Genomic DNA, 17238 nt, shown 5'->3' with positions numbered 1-17238 from the left:
TCGCGGTGTCTGGATGCATGGCCGGCATTGTGGGCGGCTTGATCCTGTTGCAGTGGCGGGAGTACCGCCGAATGTAAATCTCGATTCGTTCCCGGTCTCTTTTTTTGTCCCGACTGTTTAGTAAAACTAAACACAAGGGTCAGAAATTGATAGCTCGATGCGCAGCGTGCTGCGTATCCGGCTGCAATTTCGCAGCGTTGGAAATCAAGGAAATCACATGTACGAAAACACTCTGGGCGTTGCCCGCAAGTTCGGCGCCAAGGTTGGCGCGAAGGCTGCTGCTGCTGGTGCGGCCCTGGTCCTGTCTGCTGGTTCTGCCCTGGCGGAAATCCCCGCCGACAGCAAAACGGCGTTGACCGGCATGAAGCTGGACGGCATCGAAATCGCCGGCATTGTGCTGGTCGCAATCATCGCCGTCTTCGCCGTCAAGTTCCTGCGCAAGGGGCTGTAATGCTCGCGCTGATTACGCCAGTGCTGGCGGGCATGGGCTACAACGCGATGGCCGTGTCAGCGCTGGTGTTGTCGGCGCGCGTTTGGCTTTTTTGCCATCGGTTCATGCGCAGGGGGCTGTGATGGCTTTTCAAGTCGGCACTGCTTGCTATCCGACCTCCAAGCAGGCGGCGGAAGCCTCTGCGTCTGCGCAGGTTGGCGCTGTGGTCTCGCACGGTGGCACTGCCTATGTCATGGACATAGGTGGTGTCGCTGATGCGTCGATCACTTATCGGCTGCAGCCCGTGGCGGGTGGCACGCCTATCCAAATTGTCTCAACGTACACCGCTCAGCCTTGCGGCTTCTTGCAGTTGCAGGATGGTTTGGTCATGGGCTGGATGGTCGCTGCTGCCTGGATCGCAACCTATTCGGTCATGTTCTTGGCGCGGGCTCTAAGGGGGGAGGAAACAAATGACAACGCCTGATTTTTGGGCTGCTTTTGCCGCAGTGCTCGGCATGGCTTGGATCGTATGCGTGCGCTGGTAGCCGCTGTCTTTCTGTGCTGCGGTGCTGGTGCTAATGCCGCTTATTCACAGTTGACTCCTCCCCCTGGGTGGACTGCAGGCACTGGTGCTGGTGCTACGTACTCGGCCAAGACAATGACGGATTTTGAGCGGCTCACCGCTCGTCCTGCTGCTACCTTGACTACTGCAGGTAGGACTGCATCCGTGCCGACTGCATTGAGGCTGTCTGCCTCTGCGCCTCGTGTCATCGCTGCTGCGATTTTTTTCAACCCATATGTGCGGCTCGGGGTCGGTATCGCCTCTTTGCTGTACACGGCCAAGATGTTTTGGGATGACTCTGACCAGAAGTGGAAGCAGCGCGTCGATGAGGATCAGGTCATTGTGCGCTGGGAATATCGGTTGGCCGGTGTTGAGAAAAGTTTTGATAGTCCTGAGGCTGCGTGCACTTGGTTCCTCAATGGGCAGGCGCCTCGTGGCGCCACTGTCGTGTTTTATGGGGCCAGCGTGCCAGCGTGTCGTGGCGGCTTTTCGTTCCCGTATGAGTATCTAGGCAATCCGCCTGGTTATGTGTTTGGTGGCGCCTCGGTATACAACATCATTGAGCGTGTCCAGAAGCCATGCCCTGCAGGGTCTGAGGCTACTGACGAAGGCTGTGTCGTGAAGGGGTCTCGCACTGAGACGGTTGAGACCTCTGAGGAGTTCGCTCGCAGGGTGCTCAATCCCGCCAATCAAGTTGGATGGCCGAACGTCCCCGCTGATTGGCCCTTGCCTTCTAGCGTCCCTGGCGAGTTGCCAGCCAATACCCCGTTGCCCGTTGAAAAGCCGGTCATTAATCCTGGCCAGGACGGCAAGCCAAGCCCGTTGTTTATCCCTACCGGTAGCCCTATTCCAAACCCAAAGTATGACCCGTCGGCCGCTCCTGGTCCTGGTAACCAGCCTTGGATTCAGCCGGGTTTTCGGGTTGTCCCTGCGCCCACTCCTGACGATCCATGGAGGGTGGATATACAACCTGTAGACCGGCCTTTGGCGTCTCCTGACGACGATCCAAATGCTGAGCCCAATCCCGGCGATCAGCCCAAGCCAGAGGATCAGCAGAGCCTGTGTGAAAAGCATCCGGACATTGTGGCTTGCCAAAAGCTCGGAGAGATTGAGGCCAAGCCTCTGCCGGCCAATGTCGTCCCGCTCAAGTTGGAAAGGGAGGAGGGTTTTGGCCCGTCCAATGGGTCGTGTCCAGCGCCTCGGCATCTGTCCGCGATGGGGATGGACCTTGAATTCCGATGGGACTTGTTCTGCGATTTCGCTAGCGGGGTGCGCCCGCTCATTGTCGGCTTTGCTTACTTGGCGGCAGTGCTGTCGTTTTTGGGCTTGTCCCGGAAGGATTGACCATGGAAGGCATTGCTGAATGGCTTGCGAAAATATCCTGGCCCATCGTCTCGCGCGTCATGGTCGCGCTCGGTTTTGGCTATACCACCTATGAGGGTGCCAGCACGGCGGTCTCGACGGCCATGAATGCCGCCAAAGCGGCCATGGCTGGATTCGGCGGAGAGGTGCTTCAGCTCATTGCCATGTGCGGCTTTTTCGATGCCATGGCTATCACCAGTGGTGGCATTGTGTCTGGCCTCGCCTGGATGGCGATGAAGCGCTTTGCTCTGCAGACGACTGGCGGCAACGCCGGGGGTGGCTGATGCTCACTCTTATCACTGGTGCCCCTGGGACTGGAAAGTCCGCTGCTCTGGTTTCCATGCTCGCTGACGTTGCCAAGGGGCGGCAGCTTTTTGTGAACGGCATCCCTGACCTCAAGATTGAGCATGAGGAGCTTGCTGAGCCTGAGCGGTGGCATGAGCTGGTGCCTGATGGCGCTGTCATCGTCATTGATGAGGTCCAGCGGGTGTGGCGTCCTCGGGGTCCTGGTGTCAAGGTGCCCGAACACGTTGCCAAGCTGGAAACCCATCGGCACCGTGGGCTCGATTTCTACATCATCACGCAAGGCCCGAATCTAATTGATGCCAACGTGCGTGCCCTGGTAGGGCGTCATGTCCACCTCCGTGAGTTGGGCATCCTTGGCCGCTGGTGGTATGAATGGCCTGAGTGTGCGGACAATTGCCGTACCGCTTGGAAAAACGCCCCAATCAAAAAGCGCTACCGATTGCCCAAGCATGTTTTCGGGCAGTACAAAAGCGCGTCCGTGCACATCAAGCCGATTCGTTCTGTCCCTTGGATGCTGGCTGTGGCGGTGCTTGCGCTTGTCGGCGTAGTCGTCATGACTTGGCGCGTATATGGCTCCATTTCGGCCAAGGTAAATCCGCCTGCGCTTGCTCCTGTGGTCGCCGCTGCTGGTCCGGCTGCAGTGGTGCCTCAGGCGCAGTCAGTTGGTGTGGCTGTTGCTCAGGTGCAGCCGGTACCTGATGAGCGCGTCGACTTTATGCCGCGCCTGTCTGACAGGCCTTGGACTGCCCCTGCATATGACCACTTGCGAAAGGTCGTGGTGATGCCGGTCATAACTGGCGCCATGTGCATCGATGGCGTGTGCAAGTGCTATTCGGGCGCTGCTCGATTGCTTGATGTTAGTAGTGACGCGTGTAACCAGTGGCGTATAGACAGGCCGTTCAACCCATACGTGTTGGCTGATGGCGTCGACAAGCCGCGTCAGGACCGTGACCCCAAAGAGGTGCAGCCGGCGTCGCCGTCTTGATATCCTTTTGGCTTTCAAAAGGGAGGTATCTATGGGTTTTCAGGACAGGGACTATTACCGCGATCACCTCAAGCGTATTGAGTCTCATAAGGAGGCTAATCGCTTGGCTAGGCGCGTCGTGTCTGTGCCTTGGTGGCGTCGGCATTTTGTCCCTCTTGTGGCGGCTGTGGCCGTCGTGGTCGGTTATGGCTTGCGATGGTGGATTGGTCGCTGAGTCGAAGAGTTTGTGGCGGCCCTTTTGGGGCCGTTTTTCTTTGGACCGCATCCCAGCTATTGCCGCAAAGATAAATCGTTTCGTTCCCGGATACGCAAAAAAGGAGGATTGATGCAGCAGCAGCGGGGTAGGTTGGTTGGGTATGCGCGCGTGTCAACAAAGGATCAGGAGACTAGGCTGCAGCTTGATGCGCTCGCCGCTGCTGGTGTTCAGGTGCTCTTTGAAGAACAGGCGAGTGCTGTGAAAGTGCGGCCTGTGTGGGACAGGTGTTTGCAGTCTCTCGCTAGCGGTGATGTGCTTGTGGTGTACAAGCTGGATCGGTTGGCTAGGCGCTGTTGCACAAATCGAATTGCAGACGGCATGACCCCAACCCCAGACGGACCTATGCCACAGCAGTCACCGACACGGTGTGAGGACGGCCGATCTGACTGAACCGATTGAGCAAGGCCACGCGGACATGCAGCTCCACAACCTGGCGGTCGAACGTGCGCGCGATCACCCGTTCGCCCAGTCGCTTGAAGCAGTGCATCTTCGTCTCCACAAGGCTGCGCCGGTGGTAGCCGCTCCACTTCTTCCAAATGCCGCGACCCAGGCGCTGGCACGCCCGAATGGCCTCATTACGATGCGCCGAGCCCGGACTCGACTTCTTCCAATGGCTGGCGTTCTTGCGGGGCGGGATCACCGCCATCGCGTGCCGCTCGGCAATGGCGTCCAGGCAGGCGCGCGTGTCGTAGGCGCCATCGGCACTGACGCTTTCGATGGATTCGTCAGTGGGAATCTGAGCCAGCAACCCGGGCAACATCGGCGCATCCCCAATGGCGTTGCTGGTCACCTCGATGGCGCGTATTTCCAGCGTCTGCGCGTCGATGCCCAGATGGACCTTGCGCCATTCGCGCCGGTATTCAGCACCATGCTTCTTGCGTTTCCACTCTCCTTCGCCCAGGAACTTGATGCCGGTGCTGTCCACCAGCAACTGCAGCGGCGAGTTGGTTCGCTGGTAGCTCAGTTCGACCTGCAAGGTCTTTTGGCGCCGGCAAACAGTGCTGAAGTCAGGTACCGGCCAGTCCAGCTTTGCCAGCCGCAGCAGGCTCTGCACCATGCCCAGCGCCTGTCGCAAGGGCTGGCCGAACAGGCACTTGATGCTCAGGCAGAACTGGATTGCTGCGTCCGAGAAGGTTCGGCTGCGTCCACGCCTGCCGGTCGGCGTGCCAAACCACTGCATGCCCTCATCTAGTGTCCTGTCCCGTTAATTCGCCCGCATAGTCTGGCGAGTTTTTCGAGGATGGAGTCTGCTGTAGCTGTCCAAGTAAACGGCTGGCAGGACTGGTTGTAATTCGCGATGAATGTGTCGATCTTGTTGATCAGATCCTTCACGCTGGTGAACGAGCCACGGCGGATTGCCCGCGTGGTGATGATCGAGAAGAAGCGCTCGACCTGATTGAGCCAGCTTGAATAGGTCGGAACGAAGTGCATGTGCCAGCGAGGCCGCTCGGCCAACCAAGCGCGCACCTTTGGATGCTTGTGGCTGGCGTAGTTATCAGCTATGCAGTGCACATCCAGTTCGTCGGGCACTGCCTTGTCGATGGCGCGCAGGAAGGCAAGGAACTCTTGATGACGATGCCGGGGCCGGCACTGCGCGATCACTTGGCCATTCATCACGTTCAGGGCCGCGAACAAGGTGGTGGTGCCGTGGCGCACGTAGTCGTGCGTGACACCTTCGACATAGCCAAACCCCATTGGCAGCATCGGCTGCGTACGCTCCAAAGCTTGGCATTGGCTCTTCTCGTCCACGCACAGCACCAGCGCGTTGTCAGGTGGGTTCAGGTACAGCCCCACAACGTCGCGCAGCTTCTCGATGAACAGCGGATCGGTCGACAGCTTGAAGCTGTCGGCCCGGTGCGGCTTGAGGTTGAAGGTCTGCAGATAGCGCGCCACCGTGCTCTTGCTGATGCCCGTATCGGCGGCCAGCGTGCGGGTGCTCCAGTGGGTACCCCCATCAGCAGGCTTGGTGTGCAACGTCTTGGTAATCAACTCAGCAACACGCTCGTCATCTACCGTGCGGGGGCGACCCGGGCGCAACTCGTCGTAAAGCCCTGCAATGCGATGGCGCGCATAGCGCCCGCGCCACTTGGTGACAGTGCTACGACTGATCCCCAGAGCCTGCGCAACCGCGGTGCTGGCTTTATCTGTGCCTTCGCAAGTCAGCACGATGCGCGCCCTGAGCGACAACGCCGCTGGCAGCGAACGTGATCGCGCCATGGACGTCAGTTCCGCGCGCTCCACTTCACTAAGCGCAATTTCTGTTCGGGTCGTTGCATTGGGCATGGCGGCACCTCAAGGATGGCCCGAAACCATGCAGCTATCGTGCCTGCGAATTAACGGGACAGGACACTAGCCACATCGTCAACGAGCCTCGCGCTTTCAGCGCCGCGTTGTACGCCTTCCAGTTCGTCGTGCGGTACTTGCTCCGCTGCCTGTTCTTCGTCTCTGTCACGCAGTCAGTCTACGGGCATCAGCATCGCGATTTGTGCAACAAAGCCGGTTGGCTAGATCCATTTCACATTTCGTCAATGTCTTTGACGTCCTGAGGGCTCGCGGCGTGGGTTTTAGGTCGCTCACTGAGGCTATTGAAACTGTGACCCCTCAGGGTCGTATGTATCTCAATTTGCTTGCCGTGTTCGCTGAGTTTGAGCGCGAGCTGATTCGTGAAAGGTGCGTGGCTGGGCAGCGTGCTGCGCGTGCTGCTGGCAGGACCTGGGGGCGTCTGCCTAAGTTATCTCGAGATGATGTTGCTCAGGCTGTTCAAGCGTGGCGCAGTGGGTGGTATACGCAAGATGTGCTGGCGTCGATGTTGGGTGTGCCTGTCGGTACTTTGCGGTACCACATCCACCGATATGAAGGACGTGGCCAGAACGGTCCTTGGCCCTTACATAAGTAAAATGATTCAATGCTTGATGACCGTGCCAAGTTGTTGCTGAAGGCGCTCGTAGAGCGCTACATAGCCGATGGCCAACCCGTGGGTTCGCGTACGCTGTCGCGCGCGTCCGGTCTCGACCTTTCTCCCGCCACCATCCGTAACGTGATGGCCGATCTCGAAGAGATCGGACTGATTGCAAGCCCGCACACGTCTGCTGGCCGAATTCCGACGGCCAAAGGGTATCGCCTGTTCGTTGACACCATGTTGACAGTGCAGCGCGAACAGCTGTATTCGCCGCAACTGGCTGCAGAGCAGCCGCAAAAGGTGATTGCCAACGCGGCGCATTTGCTGTCCAGCCTGTCCCAGTTCGTGGGCGTTGTCATGGCGCCCCGACGTGCCTCGGTGTTCAGGCACATCGAATTCTTGAGATTGTCCGAAAAGCGGCTTCTGGTCATCATCGTCTCCCCTGAAGGAGACGTGCAGAACCGCGTGATCTTCACCGATGTGGACTACTCGCAATCGCATCTCGTGGAGGCGGCCAATTTCCTGAACAGCCACTATTCCGGAATGGACATGGACCAGGTGCGCGAGCGCTTGAAGACGGAGGTGGATCAGCTGCGGGAAGAAATCGGCTCGCTGATGCAGGCGGCTGTCAACGTCGGGTCCGAAGCGATGGCGGAGTCTCAGGACAATGTGGTGATTTCCGGCGAGCGCAACCTGCTGGCAGTCAGTGACTTTTCCAACGACATGGGCAACCTGCGCCGCGCGTTCGACCTGTTCGAGCAGAAGACGCAAATCCTACGTTTGCTCGATGTTTCCAACCGTGCAGATGGTGTGCGCATCTTCATTGGCGGGGAGAGCCAGATTGTCCCGTTCAAGGAGCTTTCGGTGGTCACTGCTCCCTATGAAGTGGACGGTCAAGTCGTCGGCACCCTGGGTGTCATCGGGCCAACCCGGATGCCGTACGACAGGATGATCCAGATCGTGGACATCACATCCAAGCTGGTTTCCAACGCGCTGAGTTACCGCAAGTAAGCACATACAATTGACGCGGGGGGCGTTAGCTCAGTTGGTTAGAGCAGAGGACTCATAATCAAGTGGTCTGTGGCATTAATGACACATGCTGCCGAGTGAGCGCCCAAGATTGCCGTTCATAGAGTTCGGCGATTTGCTACCGCGTTGCTACCGGCGCGGTGGCGCAAGTTGTGAAAGGAAGTGGGCCGTTAGCTCAGTTGGTTAGAGCAGAGGACTCATCAAATGGTGACCATGGGGAGTAATCCTCGTTGGAAAAACTGGGTGAATTCAAGGAAACCTGTCGGCGTAGGCCGTGGCAACCTTGAGCCAAGCCCGCCGAAGACAGGTCGAAAGATCGGTAGGCGGGAAGGTGCAGAGACTAGGGTGTGAGGAAGTCGTCCAATAACCACCCAATAGCGCCCGGCGCCCCACCAGTTCGGCTGGGGGCGGTGAGATAGTCCAGGGAGCGGGGAAACTCGCGCAAACCTGAATCCTTTGGTCGTTGGTTCAAGTCCAACACGGCCTACCACTCCTTTAATGTTGGCAACGTCCACCCCCGCTATCGATGCCCTCGAATTCGACGGGAAGAGTGGCCCGGGTGCGAATTGGCAGAGCGCCAATGAATATCCCGCACTTAAGCCTGAGTCCCTTTGGAGCGGTCAGGATTACCTCCGTTTGGCATGGGAGATCATTCGCCGCTCACCGAGATACCGGCTTTATCAAACCCGCCTCGCCCACTACGGCTTACTTGACCAGCGCGGATTCGTTGGAGGCCGTCCGGTACTCACAGATGAAGATTTCCAAATTCCGGCATGGCGAACGTTTCCCGTCCATCAGCACTATTGTGAGCCGCGGCAGCTCGACGGCGAACTGCTGGGCGACTACGTGGACAGACAAGCTGATGGATGCTGGAAGGTCGTACACGGCACATGGTTTGCCACAAAGGCCTGGGGCCTTGCATCACTGCCTGACCCTGATACGCGCGCACATGATCTCAGCTTGACGCTGTTATTTCAACCGAGCCAGGCTCACGCGTCGGCGGTCGTTGATAGCCTGGAAGACCTATCATCCGTCGGCATGAATGCGCCCAAGGTTATCCGACGTTACCAAGCGGCGCAGGAGATGTATGTTCGTGTACGGCTGGATTTGCCTGAAAGCGATCAGATGTTGCTGATTCAACAGGCGATTACGCGAATGCGAACAAGTCTCGGAATTGACCCCCGCAAGAGCGAAGTGATACGCCAACGCAGCACTGCGTCGATGTCGCCGTTTTGGCTTCGTGTTTGGGATGGCTTTGTTGCACAAACCGAATCGAGCGCGTTATGACCCCAGCCCCAGGCGCACTCATGCCACAGCCGCCACCGCGACGGTTTCAGGCCGTCCAAGCTGGCTGAACCGGTTCAGCAGCGCAACTCGGACATGCAGCTCAACCACCTGACGCTCAAACGTTCGTGCCATGACCCGCTCGCCCAAGCGCTTGAAGCAGTGCATCTTGGTCATTTGCGCCAGCAACTGCGGCAGCATGGGCGCATCTCCAATGGCGTTGCTGGTGACCTCGATGGCCCGGATCTCCAGTGTCTGAGCATCGATGCCCAAATGAACCTTACGCCATTCGCGCCGGTATTCGGCCCCGTGCCTTTTGCGCTTGCATTCACCTTCTCCCAGGAACTTAATGCCTGTGCTGTCCACCAGCAGGTGCAGCGGTGAGCTCCTCGGCTGGTAGTTCAGTTGGACTTGCAGATCCTTTTGGCGCCGACAGACCGTGCTGAAGTCAGGGACCGGCCAGTTCACCCCAGCCAGCTTGAGCAGGCTTTGGACCATGCCAAGCGCTTGGCGAAGGGGCTGACCAAACAGGCACTTGATGCTCAGACAGAACTGGATCGCGGCATCCGAGAACGTTTGGTTGCGACCGCGTTTGCCTTTGGGCTCAGCCAGCCACTGCATCCCCCTATCCAGCCACATCGTCAGCGATCCACGGGCCTTCAATGCCGCGTTGTACTGTGCCCAGTTTGTCGTGCGGTAGCGGGTCCGCATCTTCTTGCCTTCACTCATCTGGTCAGACTACCAGCGAGCTGCATCGCTTTGTGCAACAAAGCCGCCGCTAAGCATGTGCAAGCATTCCTCACTGCGGCAGAGCGAGTGTTCTAGTGGTGTGCACCAGAGATTCGCATGAACTTCTATGATGTGTTTCTGGCGGCTGTTTTTTGCAGCCCGGGAGCACATCATGGCCCGACCGCATGCCGTTGCTATCGAGTTGAGCGAAGCCGACCGAGCTGTGTTGCTCGGTTGGTCACGCCGTCGCAAGACCGCCCAGGCCTTGGCGCTGCGAGCACGCATCGTGCTGGCCTGTGCCGATTCAGCAGCGACCAACACGGCGATTGCCGAAGCCATGGGTTTGAGCCTGATGACGGTGTCGAAGTGGCGTCGGCGCTTTGCCCAGCATGGCATTGCCGGCCTCGACGATGCACCCCGCTCAGGCGCTCCGCGCACGATCCTGGACGAGCAGGTCGAGGCCGTGATCACCACGACGCTGGAGACCGTGCCAGAGAATGCCACCCATTGGTCCACCCGTACGCTCGCCGCTCATCTGGGACTGAGCCAGACCACCATCTCGCGCATCTGGCGTGCCTTTGCATTGGCGCCGCATCGCACCGAAGGCTTCAAGCTCTCCACCGACCCGTACTTCGTCGACAAGGTGCGTGACATCGTGGGGTTGTACTTGCATCCACCCGAGCGCGCTCTGGTGCTGTGCGTGGACGAGAAGCCCTCCATCCAGGCCCACAGTGATACCGCTCCGGCCATACCCATGCAACCGGGCCAGCCGGAGCGCCACACGCATGACTACCTGAGACACGGCACGACAGACCTCTTTGCCGCCCTCGATGTCAAGGCCGGCACGGTCATCGCCGAGGTCCACCGACGTCATCGCAGCGTGGAGTTCCGTCACTTCCTGCAGACCGTCGAACGTGCCACGCCCGCGGAGTTCGAACTGCATCTCGTGCTCGACAATGCCAGCACCCACAAGAGCCCGATCATCCAGCGCTGGCTGCTCAGGCATACGCGTGTGCACCTGCACTTTACGCCCACCTCGGCCTCTTGGATCAACCTGGTGGAATGCTGGTTCTCGATCCTCACGGCGCGTCGGCTCAAGCGCGGGAGATTCCCCTCGACCCGCGCCCTGGAGAACGCCATCCGCGCCTACGTGGCTACCAACAACGTCAATCCCAAGCCCTTCGTCTGGACCAAGACGGCCGATCAAATCCTTCAGTCCGTTGCAGAGTTCTGCATACGAACTTCCGGTTCACACCACTAGCGCCCAGCTTTAGCTAACCCATCGTGGTTCGACGACCAAGGGGTCACAACACCATTTTGAATGAGTAGCACTACAATAAGAATACTTCGCATTTGCATTTAGCCGCCGGGGTTTCTGGCGTTTTGCTTCAAAGGAACAATGCCATGACGGCCGCTCAGACGGTTCTACTGGAGGATGTGCGCGCGCTCTACGCCGGCCACCATGGTTGGCTGTACGCGTGGCTGTGCCGCAAGCTCAGTTGCTCGCACCGGGCGGCCGATCTCGCACAGGACACCTTTGTGCGTCTGCTGGCGCGCGATGAGCCACTGGCCGCACTGCGTGAGCCGCGTGCCTTTCTGACCACCGTGGCCCAGCGGGTGCTGGCCAACCACTGGCGGCGTGAGCAGATCGAGCGTGCGTACCTTGATGCGCTGGCCCAAGCTCCTCAGGCGCTGGTGCCTTCCCCTGAAGAGCGTGCCATCTTGCTCGAAACCCTGGTGGAAATCGACCGCCGGCTGGACGGTTTGCCAACCCTTGCCAAGAGAGCCTTTCTGCACTCCCAGCTCGATGGCATGGCCCATGCCGAGATCGCGGCCGAACTGGGTATCTCTGTCACTACCGTCAAGCGCCATCTCGTACGCGCGGCAACCCAGTGCTACTTCGCGCTGGGTACAGACTGAGCGATCTGTTCCAGCGATGGGTCTGGACGCACACCAGGAACGAGATATCGAGCTGCCGAGTACGGCAGTCGATGCGGCCGTGCGCCTGCCATTCCGGCCCGAAGGAATTTCGCCGCAAGTCGCTCGCCAAGCTGTGGAATGGCTGGTGGACTTGCAGTCAGGGAGCGCCACCAATGCGACCCGCAGAGGCCTGAATGATTGGCGGCAGCAGCACCCTGATCATGACCGAGCTTGGCGTCATATCGAAGCCGTCAACGGTCGGTTGGAGTCTGTTTCGGCTGCCTCAGTCCTTGCGCACGCAGCGCTGGCATCTCCGCGTTCTCTTCGCCGTCGCACAGGCGTGAAGGCCCTGGCCGTGCTGCTGTTCGCAGGAAGCGGTACCTGGTTGGTACACCGCGAAGCGACACCCTGGCAACAGTGGCTGGCTGATGAACGCACCGGCGTGGGCGAGCGGCGGACAGTGCGCTTGGCCGATGGCAGCATGGTGGCACTTAACACTGGCACGGCCCTGAGTGTGCAGATGGGCTCCACCGAACGGCGGCTGCGCCTGGTCAGCGGCGAGGTTGCAGTCACCACCGGTCACGAAGGCGCTTTCGCCGGGCTGCCCTTTGTGGTGGAGACGGCGCATGGCGAGTTGCGACCGCTAGGCACAAAGTTCTCCGTACATTTGCAGGATGGCAGCAGCCGGGTGGCTGTCTACGAAGGTGCGGTGGCAATACAGCCGCACGATGCCGATGGCCAAGCCCTTACGCTGCGCGCGGGCGAGCAGACACGGCTGACCCGTGATTCGATCAGGCGGCCTGTTGCCGCGCAGGAGTCCGACATTGCCTGGATGGACGGCATGCTGTTGGCAGGGGGGATGCGCCTTGCTGATTTCCTGACCGAACTGGCCCGTCACCGCCCCGGTCGCATTGACTGCGACCCAGCGGTGGCGGAGCAGCGTGTCTCGGGCAGTTATCCGTTGGTCGACACGGACCGGATCCTGGAAGTACTGCAAAGCACGCTGCCCGTGCGGGTTCTTTACTTCACGCGCTACTGGGTGCGCGTGATCCCTCGCTCAACAGGCGCCTGAAGTAATTTTCGGAACAGGTGGTCTCTTTCGCGTTCTCGCGGGACATGGGAGGTGAGCGAATCACTTTTCCAACATTCCTTGGGACGACAACATGGGACCATATCACCCGGCCAGCAGGCCATCCGTTCGTCGGTACGCACGCAGTGTGCTGGTCTGTGCCATTGGGCAGGCCTTTGCGGCTACCGCATTGCTGCCAGGCCTGGCCCTGGCGGCCGACAAGACAGCGACCGCGGCCCCTGCTGCACGCAGGGCCTACGACATTCCCGCCGGACCGCTGGAGGCCGCGCTCAACCGTCTTGGCCGAGAGGCAGGCATCCTGCTGTCTTTTCCAACGGACATGACTGCCGGCCTGCAAACCCTTGGGGTGCGCGGCAACCACGCGGTTCCCGAGGCTCTGGCTGTGCTCTTGCAGGGCACGGGGCTGGTTGCGGTGGAGCAGGGCGGTGGCTATGTGTTGACACGGCGCGGCAGCACTTCAGCGCCCCAGTCGGCAACACCGGTGGCAGAGGCCGCTACCGTGTTGCCACCGGTCATCGTTACGGCCAGCGCGCCTCGACTGTATGAAACCCCCGATGTCAACGCCGGTGCGCTAGGCGTGCGCGATACACAGGACGTTCCTTTCTCCATCGGCTCCTACAGCACCGACACTGTGCAAAGCCAGCGCGCGCGCACGGCGCTCGACGTGCTCAAGAACGACCCGTCGGTCAGCGCCGTGACCTATGCAGCCTCGTTCGATGGCGTGGCCGTGCGCGGGTTTTCCGCCAACACCTTCAACAACGTGCGCCGCGACGGCTTGCTGGCCAACGTCTATGCCGATGTGCCGCTGGAGAACAAGGAGCGCATCGACGTGCTCAAGGGCGTCTCGGGCTTTCTCTATGGCGTGGGCGATCCCAGCGGCCTCGTGAACTACGTGACAAAGCGGCCCACGCGCGATCACCTGCTCAGCGTGACCGGCGAGTTGCGCACGCAAAAGGGCTACTACACCAGCCTGGACGCCGGTGGCCCCATCGGCGACGGCAGCATGGGTTACCGCCTCAATGTCGCCAAGGAAAAGGTCGGCAACTTCACCCACCCTGGCGATCTGCAGCGCGAATTTATCAGCGGTGCCATGGATTTCAAGCTTGGCCGCGACACCATGCTGCAATTGGACTTCGACTACCAGGAGAAGGCACAGTCGGCCAGCGCCAGCCTGGGCCCGCGGCCTGATGGATCACTGGTACCTGCCGCCAGCATCGATCCGCGCACGCTGATCGGTCAGCCCTGGGGCCGCTACCGCTCTCGCAGCTGGAACGTCGGCTCGCGACTGGACTACGCACTCAACACCGACTGGACACTCACCGGGCAGTTCGGCTATGGCTCCACCAAGCGCAACGCGCTGTTCAACAACGCCTATTCGGTGGCGGCCAACAGCAACGTACTTGACGGCGGCATTTCGTACGAGGGCGAGGAGTACCGCGTGATATCGGGCCAGTTCTTCGCTACCGGCCGCTTCGAGACCGCAGGGCTGCGGCACGAGGTGGTCTCGGGATACAGCTACTCCAAGATGGACTATCCCGAAGGGCCTTACACACGCCTGCCCGACGCCATCGGCAACATCTACCGCCCACGCGGCGTGCCCGACCCAGGCCTGCCGCTGGATACCGGCCTGCCCACGGCACACTCGATCCAGCACAGCCTGTTCGTGAGCGACACGGTGGCGCTGTCGGACCGCTGGTCCGTGCTGCTGGGTGCGCGCTACATCGACTACGTGAACGACAAGCCACGCGACTATCCCGACAGCGGTGTGCGTCTGCACTATGCCACCACCACCACGGTGCCCACGGCCAGCGTGCTATTCAAGCCGGCATCGCACACCACCGTGTACGCCACCTACACCAAGGGCTTCGAGCAGGGCGCCTATGCGCCCGGCTGGTCCAGCAACCCTTATCAGCGCCTGGATCCGATCACGAGTACCCAGTACGAGGTGGGTGTGAAGTCGAGCGTGGTGCCTGGCCTCATGCTGACGGCCGCGGTCTTTGATATCGATAAGCAATTGCAGGCCGTAAGCGCCATCGACAACCTGTTCAAGACCCAGGGCCGCCAGCGCCACCGCGGTGTGGAGTTCGCCGCCAATGGCGGCATCACGCGCCAACTGAGCGGCATCCTCGGCGTCGCCTGGATCGATGCCGCCCAGCACGGGACGGGGGATGCCAATGTGGACGGCAAGCGTCCTGACAATGTGGCACGTTTCCAGGCAAGCGCCTTCCTTGACTACCGCGTCGCGGCCGTGCCCGGCCTTTCGGTGAATGCAGGCTACTACCACATGGGCAACCGTCCGCTGGATGGTGCCAACTCGGTCATGGTGGGCAGCTTCGGCCGCTGGGACCTGGGTGCTGCCTACAGCACCCGCATCATGGGCAAATCCTCTGTCGTGCGCCTGGCCGTGCAGAACGCGACCAACAAGCGCTATTGGGAGTCGGTGGTGTACGGCACGGTGGGAATGGCCCAGCCGCGCACCGTGCGTCTGTCCCTGACCAGCAACTTCTGAGGAGAATCGACATGATGAAAGCTGCTGGCGCAATGCGCTACCTGCTACGTTTAGCGCTGCTCGCAGCGGGCGCGCTTGGACCTCTCGCTGCTCAGGCGCACGGTGTCTGGGTGGCGCAGCGGACGGGTCAGTGGGCCCTGGTGCTCGGCGAGGGGCCTGTGGACGACGAGTACCAGGCGCAGGCTGTCAAAAGCGTACAAGGCCGGGCAGCCGACGGCTCGTCCTTGACCGTTGCGCTCAAGCCCCAGTCTCGCAACGTACTGGTTGATGCGAGCCCGGATGTGGCCGCCGTAGCCCTGGCTTTTGAAGACGGGTATTGGAGCCGGGGAACTGACGGCAAATGGGTGTCGGGGCCACGTTCACAGGTGCCAGCGGCCAAGAAGTCGGGCTACTACATGATGTACACCACCACCGTACTGAGGCCCATAGCCGGTGGGCCCGCGCAGCCATTCGGACTGCCGCTGGAAATAGTGCCGCTGGCGGATCCTCTGTCCGTCAAGCGGGGCGAGCGGCTCGCGGTGCAAGTGTTGTTTGAGGGACGCCCACTGGTGGGCGCCATGGTGCGGGCGGACTATATTGGGGATACCCATGGAAAGGTACTCAAGACGGACGCGAATGGACGCGTACAAGTGCGCCTGGGAAGCAGCGGTTTGAACGTGATCAAGGCCAACCATACTCGTGAACGCACCGACCGCACTGAGGCTGACGAGGACGGCTTCTCTGCGACGCTGGCATTCACCTTGCCGCAGCCCAAGGATTGAGCTTTTTCCTCAGACGCACCAGTTTTGGGGCAGCCTACAAGGCTTGATTTGAACCCTACGGCATGCAAGAAGGGCGCCGTATCCCGTCAAGGCTGCAGGCAACGGGCTCGAAACCTCGGCATGGTTACCGTGGGCCCCGCAGGGCTGCGCCTGTGGGGTGCGATTCTGCTCGGGACGTCCATGGAAAGTGTGGAAACGAGGGATAGGTCGCCCTGTGCGTGGCGACTCCGGCATGGGTAGCGAAAGCCGGTCAGTCCGGCGCACGGCCGCGTGCCAGTATCCGCCTCATGGGCTGCAGGCAAACACCGGACTCCGCCAGGAGTCGCCCCATCTGCGGCCCATGCAGCACTTCGAATTCAATCCGACGTGCAGCTCCGATCGCGTCGAACGCATCGTGGCTGCGACTGGGATGGCACATGAGCAGGGTGGCGTCGCGACTGGTCGAGAGCCCAGCGGCCAACAGTGAAAAATAGCCAAGTGCATCTGCATCGAAGCCATAGACGCCCAAAAGCCCTGCGTTCTGCGAAAAACCGTGGGCGCGAGCCAGTGAGCGCATGCCTCGATGGCCCAGGCCTGCAATGACCTGTGCCTTGGCCCAACTGCGCCAGCCACCGTGGGATGCGGGATGCAAGCCCGCGGCCGCGGTGGTGGCCCGTAGCCACGGCCGCGGGCTTGAACACCCTCCATAGCGGGCGAGCAATTCGTCGACCAGTTCCCGGCGCACGCCGGGCAGCTGGTGCACATGCTGGTGGCCATCGACATACGCCGGCGGCCGCCCCACGGCGTCTTCGAACACACCGAGTTGCGCCCGGATCTCCGCGCGCACCGCACCCGTGTCGAGCTGGCCGAGGTAGCTGCGCACGATCCATTGCGGCAAATCCATGCGCGTCGCAGGCTGCAGTGTGAACTCGGTCAGGTCCAGGTGCAGGCCCACGTCAACGGCCCCTGCGTCGAGCCGGCGGGCCTGGCCGCTCCAGACGCTCCATGCGGGGGCGCCGACCATGCACCCGATGGCCTGCACGCGCTGCATGTCGATGAGTTGCAGCGCGGCATCGCCGATGCCGTCCGTCAGTCCAAAATCATCCACGCAGACGCACACGCGGCTATGCTCGGGCG

At 60.7% G+C, this 17238-nt stretch carries 17 protein-coding genes and 2 pseudogenes; 14 read left to right on the top strand and 5 right to left on the bottom strand.

All coding sequences use genetic code 11. The annotated features are described in order from the left end of the window. The first annotated feature begins 157 nt into the window (after positions 1-157). From M5C96_RS19830 to M5C96_RS19805, 6 genes are all read left to right on the top strand, one after another. Positions 158-451, top strand: a complete 294-nt coding sequence (locus tag M5C96_RS19830) for a major capsid protein (RefSeq protein ID WP_272564871.1) — start codon at positions 158-160, stop codon at positions 449-451. Between the two features lie 121 nt (positions 452-572). Further along, positions 573-914, top strand: a complete 342-nt coding sequence (locus tag M5C96_RS19825; RefSeq protein ID WP_272564870.1) for a hypothetical protein — start codon at positions 573-575, stop codon at positions 912-914. 243 nt (positions 915-1157) lie between these two features. Beyond that, complete coding sequence (locus M5C96_RS19820) at positions 1158-2336, top strand: virulence factor TspB C-terminal domain-related protein (RefSeq protein WP_272564869.1); 1179 nt, start codon at positions 1158-1160, stop codon at positions 2334-2336. Between the two features lie 2 nt (positions 2337-2338). Beyond that, positions 2339-2638 (top strand): DUF2523 domain-containing protein, encoded by a 300-nt coding sequence (locus M5C96_RS19815; RefSeq protein WP_272564868.1) that lies wholly within the window; start codon positions 2339-2341, stop codon positions 2636-2638. A 56-nt stretch (positions 2639-2694) separates the two neighbouring features. After that, positions 2695-3645: a zonular occludens toxin domain-containing protein gene (locus M5C96_RS19810; RefSeq protein ID WP_272564867.1), complete on the top strand. Its 951-nt coding sequence runs from the start codon at positions 2695-2697 to the stop codon at positions 3643-3645. Between the two features lie 325 nt (positions 3646-3970). After that, positions 3971-4291, top strand: coding sequence for a recombinase family protein (locus M5C96_RS19805; RefSeq protein ID WP_336297905.1), 321 nt, complete (start codon positions 3971-3973; stop codon positions 4289-4291). Here the strand turns inward: M5C96_RS19805 and M5C96_RS19800 are convergent. The 3 genes and pseudogenes from M5C96_RS19800 to M5C96_RS19790 all read right to left on the bottom strand — a co-directional run. Continuing rightward, positions 4242-5093: pseudogene (locus M5C96_RS19800) on the bottom strand (IS5 family transposase); the annotation flags it as partial. The gene M5C96_RS19805 and the pseudogene M5C96_RS19800 overlap by 50 nt on opposite strands. After that, positions 5090-6184, bottom strand: coding sequence for an IS630 family transposase (locus tag M5C96_RS19795; protein WP_272563777.1), 1095 nt, complete (start codon positions 6182-6184; stop codon positions 5090-5092). The pseudogene M5C96_RS19800 and the gene M5C96_RS19795, both read right to left, overlap by 4 nt. 67 nt (positions 6185-6251) lie before the next feature. Next, positions 6252-6353 (bottom strand): annotated as a pseudogene (locus tag M5C96_RS19790) (IS5/IS1182 family transposase); the annotation flags it as partial. A 33-nt stretch (positions 6354-6386) separates the two neighbouring features. Here M5C96_RS19790 and M5C96_RS19785 point away from each other — a divergent pair. The 3 genes from M5C96_RS19785 (at position 6387) to M5C96_RS19775 (ending at position 9116) form a co-directional block, all read left to right on the top strand. Continuing rightward, complete coding sequence (locus M5C96_RS19785) at positions 6387-6797, top strand: recombinase family protein (RefSeq protein ID WP_272564866.1); 411 nt, start codon at positions 6387-6389, stop codon at positions 6795-6797. 9 nt (positions 6798-6806) lie between these two features. Then, entirely contained in the window at positions 6807-7811 is a 1005-nt protein-coding gene (gene hrcA / locus M5C96_RS19780; RefSeq protein ID WP_272564865.1) for a heat-inducible transcriptional repressor HrcA, read from the top strand. Between the two features lie 516 nt (positions 7812-8327). Continuing rightward, positions 8328-9116: a hypothetical protein gene (locus M5C96_RS19775; RefSeq protein WP_272564864.1), complete on the top strand. Its 789-nt coding sequence runs from the start codon at positions 8328-8330 to the stop codon at positions 9114-9116. Positions 9117-9134: 18 nt separating this feature from the next. Here M5C96_RS19775 and M5C96_RS19770 read toward each other — a convergent pair whose 3' ends face one another. Further along, positions 9135-9842 (bottom strand): IS5 family transposase, encoded by a 708-nt coding sequence (locus M5C96_RS19770; protein ID WP_272563731.1) that lies wholly within the window; start codon positions 9840-9842, stop codon positions 9135-9137. Positions 9843-10014: 172 nt separating this feature from the next. On the opposite strand from M5C96_RS19770, the gene M5C96_RS19765 reads away from it, so the two are divergent. The 5 genes from M5C96_RS19765 to M5C96_RS19745 all read left to right on the top strand — a co-directional run bounded on the left by M5C96_RS19765 (position 10015) and on the right by M5C96_RS19745 (position 16122). Further along, positions 10015-11103 carry an IS630 family transposase gene (locus M5C96_RS19765; RefSeq protein WP_272564207.1) on the top strand — a complete coding sequence of 363 codons (1089 nt, stop codon included), beginning with the start codon at positions 10015-10017 and terminating at the stop codon, positions 11101-11103. Positions 11104-11246: 143 nt separating this feature from the next. Then, positions 11247-11762, top strand: a complete 516-nt coding sequence (locus M5C96_RS19760; protein ID WP_272564863.1) for a sigma-70 family RNA polymerase sigma factor — start codon at positions 11247-11249, stop codon at positions 11760-11762. 16 nt (positions 11763-11778) lie between these two features. After that, positions 11779-12834, top strand: coding sequence for a FecR domain-containing protein (locus M5C96_RS19755; RefSeq protein WP_442867328.1), 1056 nt, complete (start codon positions 11779-11781; stop codon positions 12832-12834). A gap of 91 nt (positions 12835-12925) precedes the next feature. Further along, positions 12926-15361 (top strand): TonB-dependent siderophore receptor, encoded by a 2436-nt coding sequence (locus M5C96_RS19750; RefSeq protein ID WP_272564862.1) that lies wholly within the window; start codon positions 12926-12928, stop codon positions 15359-15361. A gap of 11 nt (positions 15362-15372) precedes the next feature. Beyond that, entirely contained in the window at positions 15373-16122 is a 750-nt protein-coding gene (locus M5C96_RS19745) for a DUF4198 domain-containing protein (protein ID WP_272564861.1), read from the top strand. A gap of 250 nt (positions 16123-16372) precedes the next feature. On the opposite strand, the gene M5C96_RS19740 is transcribed toward M5C96_RS19745, so the two are convergent. Next, the gene (locus tag M5C96_RS19740) at positions 16373-17221 is read right to left on the bottom strand and encodes a ChbG/HpnK family deacetylase (protein ID WP_272564860.1); all 849 of its coding nucleotides are present in this window, start codon (positions 17219-17221) and stop codon (positions 16373-16375) included. Positions 17222-17238 lie beyond the last annotated feature (17 nt).

This window comes from Acidovorax sp. GBBC 1281, assembly GCF_028473645.1.
Taxonomy (GTDB): Bacteria; Pseudomonadota; Gammaproteobacteria; order Burkholderiales; family Burkholderiaceae_C; genus Paracidovorax.
The sequence above is the reverse complement of the archived record's forward strand: the minus strand, read 5'-3'. Positions and strand labels throughout refer to the sequence as shown.

What these genes read in the sequence shown, in the direction of transcription:
- M5C96_RS19830 (WP_272564871.1), top strand. Translation starts at nt 158, where the DNA reads ATGCGCAGCGTGCTGCGTATCCGGCTGCAATTTCGCAGCGTTGGAAAT.
- M5C96_RS19825 (WP_272564870.1), top strand. Translation starts at nt 573, where the DNA reads ATGGCTTTTCAAGTCGGCACTGCTTGCTATCCGACCTCCAAGCAGGCG.
- M5C96_RS19815 (WP_272564868.1), top strand. Translation starts at nt 2,339, where the DNA reads ATGGAAGGCATTGCTGAATGGCTTGCGAAAATATCCTGGCCCATCGTC.
- M5C96_RS19810 (WP_272564867.1), top strand. Translation starts at nt 2,695, where the DNA reads ATGCTCGCTGACGTTGCCAAGGGGCGGCAGCTTTTTGTGAACGGCATC.
- M5C96_RS19805 (WP_336297905.1), top strand. Translation starts at nt 3,971, where the DNA reads ATGCAGCAGCAGCGGGGTAGGTTGGTTGGGTATGCGCGCGTGTCAACA.
- M5C96_RS19795 (WP_272563777.1), bottom strand. Translation starts at nt 6,184, where the DNA reads ATGCCCAATGCAACGACCCGAACAGAAATTGCGCTTAGTGAAGTGGAG.
- hrcA (WP_272564865.1), top strand. Translation starts at nt 6,807, where the DNA reads ATGCTTGATGACCGTGCCAAGTTGTTGCTGAAGGCGCTCGTAGAGCGC.
- M5C96_RS19775 (WP_272564864.1), top strand. Translation starts at nt 8,328, where the DNA reads ATGTTGGCAACGTCCACCCCCGCTATCGATGCCCTCGAATTCGACGGG.
- M5C96_RS19770 (WP_272563731.1), bottom strand. Translation starts at nt 9,842, where the DNA reads ATGAGTGAAGGCAAGAAGATGCGGACCCGCTACCGCACGACAAACTGG.
- M5C96_RS19765 (WP_272564207.1), top strand. Translation starts at nt 10,015, where the DNA reads ATGGCCCGACCGCATGCCGTTGCTATCGAGTTGAGCGAAGCCGACCGA.
- M5C96_RS19760 (WP_272564863.1), top strand. Translation starts at nt 11,247, where the DNA reads ATGACGGCCGCTCAGACGGTTCTACTGGAGGATGTGCGCGCGCTCTAC.
- M5C96_RS19755 (WP_442867328.1), top strand. Translation starts at nt 11,779, where the DNA reads ATGGGTCTGGACGCACACCAGGAACGAGATATCGAGCTGCCGAGTACG.
- M5C96_RS19750 (WP_272564862.1), top strand. Translation starts at nt 12,926, where the DNA reads ATGGGACCATATCACCCGGCCAGCAGGCCATCCGTTCGTCGGTACGCA.
- M5C96_RS19745 (WP_272564861.1), top strand. Translation starts at nt 15,373, where the DNA reads ATGATGAAAGCTGCTGGCGCAATGCGCTACCTGCTACGTTTAGCGCTG.